Genomic DNA, 7,744 nt, shown 5'->3' on the forward strand with positions numbered 1-7,744 from the left:
CTGCAGCGCCCGGCCGGGGACACCGGCGCGGGCGGCCGCGGCGCGCAGGAGCGCTTCGGCGCCCGCCCCGTCCGGGCCGACCCCCGGCGCGGTGCCGCCGTCCGCCCAGACCGGGGCGGCACCGGCGGCCCCCGCCCCTCCGAGGTCGGCCGGCGCGGCATCGGTCAGCGGGTCGCCCCAGGCCAGCGGCCAGGGCGGCGGCCCTGCGGAGGCGGGCACGGTGAACCGGCCGCCGGCGCCGGCGGCCCGGCGGAGGCGGTCGAACTCCTCGGCGGGCGGGCCCAGCGGCGCAGCTGCGGCGCCCTGTTCCAGCAGGGCGGCCAGTTCCGCGGCGCCGGGGGCGGCCGAGCCGCCCGTAGCGGCCGCCTCCTCGGCAAGCTGCTCCTCCAAGGCGATGAGGTCGCTCTCGGCACGGGTCAGCAGCGTGCCGGGGGCGGTCTCGGTGTCTAGTCCGTACCAGAGCGCGGCGGCGTGCACCCGGCCGCCGAGGCGCGGGTCGGCCACCGCGGTGGGCGCGGCGGCATCCAGCCAGGCCGCATAGCCCTGGAGCGCGCGCACCGCCTCCGCCGCGTCCCCGGCCCCTCCCCCGCCACCGGCGGCTTCCGCATCCCGCTCGGCGGCTTCGAGCGCGCGGGCGAGGGCGCGGGCCCGCCCTGCGGCGGCCTCGGTGTGCACGCGCGGCATGCCGGGGCCGGCGTCCAGACGGGCGCGGGCGCCGGCGAGGGCGTCGGGCAGCTGCGCGGCGGCGGCCCGCAGCACGGCCGCTCCGGCGGCGGTGGACGGCGGTGCGGGCAGCGCCTCGAGCGGGTCCCAGTCGAAGGGCCGGAGCTCCGCGGTGCGCCACATCCGGGCGCCGACCCGGGTGCGCAGCATCTCCAGATCGGTGATCGCGTCCGGCGGCAGCATCGTGTCGTCGATCTCGTCCAGCGCCCCGAGCGCGTCGGACAGCAGCGCGATGCGCTCGGCATCGGCGCCGGCCTCCGCTCCGGCAGCCGGAGCACCGGGGGCGCCGTCGGCCGCCTGGGGGCCGTCGAAGGCTTCGGCGAGGATGCCGCGGGCGACCTTTCGGAACCGGTCGGTCATGGCGTTGGCGCCCGGGTCGCCGTCGGCGCCGCCCGGGTGGGGAAGGGAGCTCACCCGTTCAATGGTGCCGTGCCGCGGCCCGCTGCGCATCCCGCCGGCGCGCCCTGTCCACAGGCCCGGGCGTCGGCGATGATGGCGGGGAGGACGGGTTCCCGGCCGCACCGGGCGGTGCGCCCGCGGAGCACGGCCGGACATCCATCGGCGGCAGGAGGCAGGCGTGGACGGCACGGAAGCGAGCGGTCCCGGCGGAGCGGCGCCGGGGTGGGAGGGCGCCCCTGTCCGGCCGCCCGGCGGGGCGGAGTGGCAGCTCACCGATCTGAGCCACCCGGTGGGGCCCGAGACGCAGATGTACCCGGGAGACGCGCCGCCGGCGGTCTCGCCCTGCCACACCATCGCGGAGGACGGCTACGCGTCGGTGCGGGTGGAGCTGGCGTCGCACACCGGCACGCACGCCGACGCGCCCTGCCATTTCGTGCCGGGCGGCGCGCGCCTGGACGAGCTGCCGCTCACCCTGTTCACGGGTCCGGCGGTGGTGGTGGACGCAACGGGTGCGGCGCCGCGCAGCGCGATCGGCCCCGAGGTGCTGGAACCGCACCGCGGCGCGCTCGGCCCGGGCGCGGTGGTACTGGTCCGCACGGGCTGGGACGCCCACTACGGCACCGAGCGCTACTACGACCACCCGTATCTGGCCGCGGAGACGGCGCAGCGGCTGGTGGCGTCCGGCGTGCGCACGGTGGGGGTGGACACGCTGAGTCCGGACGCGACGCCGTATGGTGGCGCGCCGGGCGGAGCGTTCGCGGCGCACCATGCCGTGCTGGGGGCGGGCGGCACCATTGTGGAGAACCTGTGCCGCCTCGACCGCATCACGCCGGGCGCGGTGTTCTGCGCCTTTCCGCTCCGGCTGGTGTCGGGCGACGGCGCACCGGTCCGCGCAGTCGCGTGGACCCGGCCGTGAGGGGCCGGCGCGCTGACCGGATGCCTCCTAACGCCAGGACCCCTGGCCGCCGGTCGAGGTGGTCTGGCCGGCCGAGCGGTCCCCCACGGTGATGGCGTGCTCCACCAGGGTGATGAGCGTGGCTTTGGTGGAGGCGCGGTCGCGCGCGTCCACCGACACGATGGGGATCTCCGGGCTGAGGGTGAGCGCGTCGCGCACCTCTTCGGCGGCGTGCGGGTAGTAGCCGTCGAAGCCGTTGATCGCGACGACGAAGGGCAGCCGCGCCTCTTCGAAGTAGTCGATCGCCGGGAAGCAGTCGGCGAGCCGCCGAGTGTCGACCAGCACGACCGCGCCGATGGCGCCCTTCACCAGGTCGTCCCACATGAACCAGAAGCGGTGCTGGCCGGGGGTGCCGAACAGGTAGAGGATCAGGTCGGAGTCGAGCGAGACGCGGCCGAAGTCCATCGCGACCGTGGTCGTCTGCTTGTCCGGCGTCTTGGCGAGGTCGTCCACACCCACGCTGGCGCTGGTCATCACGGCTTCGGTGGTCAGCGGCACGATCTCGGAGACCGAGCCGACGAACGTGGTCTTCCCGACGCCGAAACCACCGGCGACGACGATCTTGACCGACGTCATCGCGCTCGCCGCAGCACCGCCCTCGTCGGCCGGGCTAGAGCTTGCGAAGTCCACTGAGCACCCTTTCAAGCAGGTTGGTGTTGGGGCGGCTGTCGGAGTCGAGCGACGAGCGGATCTGCACGAGCCCCTGCTCGGACATGTCGGCCACGAGGACGCGGGCGACGCCGAGCGGGATCCGCAGCAGCGCGCTCACCTCGGCCACCGAGCGCCACTCCCGGCACAGGTCGCTGATCGCCTGGCACTCCGGGGTCAGGGTCCCCATCTCGGCGCGCGCCGTTGCGGTCGCCGAGATGAGGGCCTCCAGCGGCAGCTGGGCCTTCGGCTTGGTCCTCCCCCGCGTGACAGCGTAGGGCCGCACCAGCGAGCTGGGGGCGCCGTTCCGGTCTGCGGCATCGGACGGTCGAACGGTCGGGCGGCGCTCGGACGGGGGGAGCTCAGCGCCGCCCTGCGGCCGGGGCGGGGGCGGCTGCCCCTGCCCGAACCACGAGGCGCTCCCGGCATCTCTGCTGTGAGGTGCCACCACTTTCCTCCTGTCGGTCACGGATCAGGCGTTGTGGTGGATCAGTGCATCTCCGTGGTGCGGGACGCGGGGGTGAGTGCCCTGCCGGCGCGCTCCACCAGCAGGGTCATCTCGTAGGCCACCAGGCCGAGGTCGCATTCCGCGGCGGCGAGCACCGCGAGGCAGGAACCGTCGCTGATGGCCATGATGAGCATCAGCCCCCGCTCCATCTCGACCACGGTCTGGGCGACGGCGCCGCCTTCGAAGACGCGGGCGGCGCCCTGGGTGAGGCTGGAGAGCCCGGAGGCGATGGCGGCGAGCTGGTCGGCCCGGTCGGCGGGGAAGCCGGCGGAGGACGCGAGCGGCAGGCCGTCCGAGGAGACGACGATGGCGTGCGCGACGTCGGGAACCCGGTTGGCAAAGTCAGTGATCAGCCAGTTCAGTTCGTTGACCGGTTGATTCATCGCCTGCGCTCCTCTTCATCCCGGACCATTCCCCGGCGGGGGTGCCGGCTGGTCTGGGAGCTCGTCCGTAGTGACTCTATGGTGCTGTACGTCGCTGGAAGTACGGTTGGTGCCATTTCATCGCACATCCGTGATGTTCGGCGGTTCCGCGCGGTGACGAACACTACCGGTCTCCGTCTCCGCGCTCACCCGGGGCTCCTCGGCGGTACTCCCCGGTGTTCTGGGAGCGGCCGTCGCGGACGCCCTTCTGGAACCCGCTGAAGCGGTTGCGGACCTGGTCGGCCGAACGGCTCCGGATGGTGCCGGGGTTGTTCGCTTCGGGGCGCGGCGCAGTTCCGGGCACCAGGTTCGCCTTCGGCACGCGTTTCGGCAACCCCGACTCGGTCAGCCCGCCCGCGATCGGCTCGGCGGCGCTGCGCGCGGCCTGCCAGCCGCGGTCGGCGTCGGAGTGCCAGCCGTCCTCGGAGTCGGACCGCGCCGGCGGGGCCGGGGCGGCCGGGGGCTGGGCCGGCCCTGCCGGGCGGCGCGCCGCGGGCCCTGCCTGGCTCCGGGGCGGCTGCGGGGCCGGTGCGGGCGGGGCGCTGGGCGCCGGCGCCGGGGTGGCCGCGATGGGGCCGGTCTCCGGGCCGCCGGTGCGGCGCTTGAACCAGTTGGACTCAATGGCGTCGAAGATCGGCAGCGCCTCCGATCCGCTCTCCGGCGACGGCGGGACGACGGTCTCCTGGCCGGCGGCGGGGCCGCGGCCGTAGCGGCGGGACAGGTAGGCAGTGGATCCGTAGCCTTCGCGCGGCTCCTGCCACCACTGCCCGGTGTCCCGCTCGGACGGCGTGCCGGGCGCTGCGCGGTCCGCGTCGAACGCGTGCGGCGCGCTCCCGGCGGAGCCGTTCACCGCGCCGTTGGCGGCGCCGTCCGCAGCACCGTTCGCAGCGCCGTTCACCCAGCCCGCTGCGTCGTGGCCGCTGCGGTACTCGGGGTAGGCGTCGGCGCTGTATCCGGGCGCCTCTCCGTACCCGGAGCGCTCCGGGAACTCCGGCGGCGCCGGCGGCTCGGCCACCGGCATCGGGCCGGTCTGGCGCGGGTCGAACAGCGAGCCGGCGGAGCGGCTCTGGTCGCTCGGTTCGGCGTCCTTGCCCCACAGGTCCTCGCCGCTGGGCGGGTGCTCGTCGGCGGGCAGCGCCGGGAAGGAGCCGGTGGAGGCCGTGCGGTTGTTGCCGGGGCGCCGCTTGGGCAGCTTCTCCGCCGAGGGCCCGGAGTAGGCGCCGCGGCCCCAGCCGTCGTCCGGCTCGCTGGGCGCCGGGGACTGCGCGAAGGCCTCCTCGGCCTGGGCGAAGGTGTCCGGCACCGCGCCGCCGCGGTCCGGCTCGACCGGCGTGATGAGCAGGTCGGCGGGGAACTCGGCGACGGCGGTGATGCCGCCGTTGCGCGCCTCGGCCAGGCGGACTCGGATACCGTGCCGGGCGGCCAGCCGGCTGACCACGAACAGGCCCATCCGGCGGGAGACCGCCACGTCGATCATCGGCGGCTCGGCGAGCCGGCCGTTGACGGCCTCGATCTCCTCCGGCGGCATGCCGATTCCGGAGTCGGTGACCTCGACGACCGCGCCCCCGCTGTCGGCGATACGCGCGGTGACCGAGACCTGGGAGTCGTGCGAGGAGAACGAGGTCGCGTTCTCCACCAGCTCGGCCACGAGGTGGATGACGTCGTTGACCGGGCGGCCCAGCACCGACACGTCGGAGGGGGCGCGCACGTTGACCCGGTCGTACTGCTCGACCTCGGACACCGCGCCGCGCAGCACGTCGACCAGCGGCACCGGCTGCGCCCACTTGCGGGTGTTGTCCTGGCCGGAGAGGACCAGGAGGTTCTCCGCGTTGCGGCGCATGCGGGTGGCGAGGTGGTCGAGCTGGAAGAGGTCGCCGAGCCGGTCGGAGTCCTGCTCGCTCTGCTCCAGGCCGTCGATGAGCCGCAGCTGCCGCTCGACCAGGGTCTGGCTGCGCCGGGAGAGGTTGACGAACATCGCGTTGACGTTGGCGCGCAGCGCGGCCTCTTCGGCCGCCAGCCGCATCGCGACCCGGTGCACCTCGTCGAAGGAGAGGGCGACCTGGTTGATCTCGTCGCGGGTGCCGACCTCGATCGGGAGGACCTCGACCTGGTCCGGCGTGGTGGTGGTGTCCTTCATCCGCTCGATGGACTCGGGCAGGTCGCGGCCTGCGACGCGGAGCGCGCCCTCGCGCAGCTGGCGCAGCGGGCTGAGCAGCGAGCGGACCACCATCAGGGTCATCGATCCGGTGAGGCCGAGGATGGCCAGCACCAGCGCGGAGTCGAGCAGCGAGCGCAGCAGTGCGGCCTGGCTCAGGTCGCCGGCCTCCTCGGTGACCAGGCCGGCCATCTTGACGTCGCTCTCGTGCGCGCGGGCCATCGCCTCGTCGGCGACCTTGGAGTAGCCGGCGGCGGAGTTGATGCCCTCGCGGTCGTTGAGGCGGCTGCCGGACTCCAGCCGCAGCAGCACCCGCTGGCGGACGGTGGCCATCTGCGAGACCTCGAGCCCGGTGAAGGTGGACTCGTGCATCTGGCGCTGGTCGGGCGTTGCGCTGGCGACGAAGTTCTGCGTCTCGTTCTCGTACCGCGAGCGGGTGTTGAGGACGGCCTCCTCGACGCCGGTCGACATGGCGCCGCGGGACAGGCCGTGCACGATCAGCGCCGACTCGAAGGAGAGGTGCTCGCGCGCCCGGTTGAGTGCCGTCATCGCGCGGACGCTCTCCTGCAGCCGCGCGTCGTCGGTGCCCTGCCCGGTGGTCTGGCTGAAGTCGTTCAGCGCGTTGATGACCTGGCGGTACTTGGTGGCCGCCGGCAGCACGGTGAGCGGGGAGGACTGGACCTCGTCGCGGATGGCGTCCAGCCCGTCGAGGGCGCCGTTCATCCGCTCGCGCCGCTCTTCGGCGACGCCGCCGAGGTCGCCGAGCGAGGCGATGCTGTCCTCGACGGTGGACTGGGCGCGCTTGGTGGCCTGGATCTGGTCCTGGTAGTCCTTGTGCAGCGTGTCGGAGCGGCGCTCCGGCTGCTTGTTGTCGGCGATATAGGCCGCTGCGGCCGCGCGCTCACCGCCCAGCTCGTGGGTCAGGGTGACGATGTCCTGGCCGAGGGTCGCCATCTCCTGGATGCGGCTGTGCGTGAGGGTGTCGACGACGTTGGTGCCCAGCCGCAGCCCGCCGAGGGCGAGCGCGGCGGCCGTCGGGATCGCGACCAGCGCGAGGAGGCGGGTGCGCACCCGCCAGTTCCTCGGCGACCAGGACCGCTTACCGTCCTCGGATGCGTCCGGAGGACCCTCCTGCGGCTCGTCCTTGGGGGCGTCGCCTTCGGTTCTCGCCGCACGTGGAGACACGGACCCTCGCAACCTTTCGTTCACCGCCTCGGGGTGATGGACATGCCCCCCAATAGGCAGCAGCACGGGCCTGGAGCACCGGGGAGGCGCGCGGAGGAAGGGCCTCGGTGGAGGGGGCTTTCCGCGCCGATACCGCCTGCTGAGGGGAAGAGGCGTCGTGCCCCAAAACCTGAAATGGGGCACTTGGAGAGCACAGCGTACCAATCCGGCCGTCCGGGGCGCGTCCCCCCGATGGGATCGAAATCCCTCGCGCCGCTGGGCCTTCGCACCGGAGGTATGCGGCGGGCACCGCCAGGGCCCGGCGATTCAGCTGGCCAGCACGGCGAAATCGGTACACACCCACCCGTCGATAACTATTCGAACACACCCGAAAAACATGTGAACCCGTAGTCATGCAGTGACATTCTGTGACCGACAGGCGGTCCGGGCCACCCCGGGTGGCGTTCGAGGACTGGTCGCGCGACGAGGGGAGCAACCGGTGGAGAAGCCGCGCAGACGGTTGGCGGTGGCGGGGGTACTGGCGGCGTGCACCGCGGTGTGCGCGCCCGCCGCGGCGGCACCGGCCGCCGCCGATGACGCTGCGTCGCTGCGGGCGCGGATCGCCGAGGTCCGCGCCGACGTCGACGAGCTGCACGCCGCCGGGGCCGACGCGGTGGACCGGTACTACGCCGAGGCCGACCGGCTGGCCGCCGCCGAAGACGCGCTGGCCGCCGCCGACCGGGCGGCCGACCGGGCGGCCGCGGCCGGCG

6 protein-coding genes and 1 pseudogene are annotated in these 7,744 nt (G+C 74.3%); 2 read left to right on the forward strand and 5 right to left on the reverse strand.

Going from position 1 to position 7,744, the window contains the following annotated elements; all coding sequences use genetic code 11:
- A pseudogene (locus ACYVGT_RS27940) lies at window positions 1-1,137 on the reverse strand (hypothetical protein); the annotation flags it as partial.
- Between the two features lie 262 nt (window positions 1,138-1,399).
- Between ACYVGT_RS27940 and ACYVGT_RS27945 the strand changes: the two are divergent.
- On the forward strand, window positions 1,400-2,038 hold the full coding sequence (locus tag ACYVGT_RS27945) for a cyclase family protein (protein ID WP_460863827.1): 639 nt from the start codon (window positions 1,400-1,402) through the stop codon (window positions 2,036-2,038).
- Between the two features lie 27 nt (window positions 2,039-2,065).
- Here the strand turns inward: ACYVGT_RS27945 and ACYVGT_RS27950 are convergent, their stop codons facing one another.
- The 4 genes from ACYVGT_RS27950 to ACYVGT_RS27965 form a co-directional block, all read right to left on the reverse strand.
- Window positions 2,066-2,653, reverse strand: a complete 588-nt coding sequence (locus ACYVGT_RS27950; RefSeq protein WP_460863829.1) for a GTP-binding protein — start codon at window positions 2,651-2,653, stop codon at window positions 2,066-2,068.
- Between the two features lie 34 nt (window positions 2,654-2,687).
- Window positions 2,688-3,173: a DUF742 domain-containing protein gene (locus ACYVGT_RS27955; protein ID WP_460863818.1), complete on the reverse strand. Its 486-nt coding sequence runs from the start codon at window positions 3,171-3,173 to the stop codon at window positions 2,688-2,690.
- A 41-nt stretch (window positions 3,174-3,214) separates the two neighbouring features.
- A complete protein-coding gene (locus ACYVGT_RS27960; RefSeq protein ID WP_460863820.1) occupies window positions 3,215-3,616 on the reverse strand; it encodes a roadblock/LC7 domain-containing protein in 402 nt (133 codons plus the stop codon).
- Window positions 3,617-3,779: 163 nt separating this feature from the next.
- The gene (locus ACYVGT_RS27965; RefSeq protein WP_460863823.1) at window positions 3,780-6,881 is read right to left on the reverse strand and encodes a sensor histidine kinase; all 3,102 of its coding nucleotides are present in this window, start codon (window positions 6,879-6,881) and stop codon (window positions 3,780-3,782) included.
- Window positions 6,882-7,473: 592 nt separating this feature from the next.
- Between ACYVGT_RS27965 and ACYVGT_RS27970 the strand changes: the two genes are divergently transcribed.
- Window positions 7,474-7,744, forward strand: a 271-nt coding sequence (locus tag ACYVGT_RS27970) for a hypothetical protein (RefSeq protein WP_460863825.1), incomplete at its 3' end; no start/stop codon positions are given.

This window comes from Nocardiopsis coralliicola (assembly GCF_054779695.1).

Excerpts from the sequence above, each read along its gene's own strand:
- ACYVGT_RS27960 (WP_460863820.1), bottom strand. The coding sequence starts at position 3,616 with ATGAATCAACCGGTCAACGAACTGAACTGGCTGATCACTGACTTTGCC.
- ACYVGT_RS27950 (WP_460863829.1), bottom strand. The coding sequence starts at position 2,653 with ATGACGTCGGTCAAGATCGTCGTCGCCGGTGGTTTCGGCGTCGGGAAG.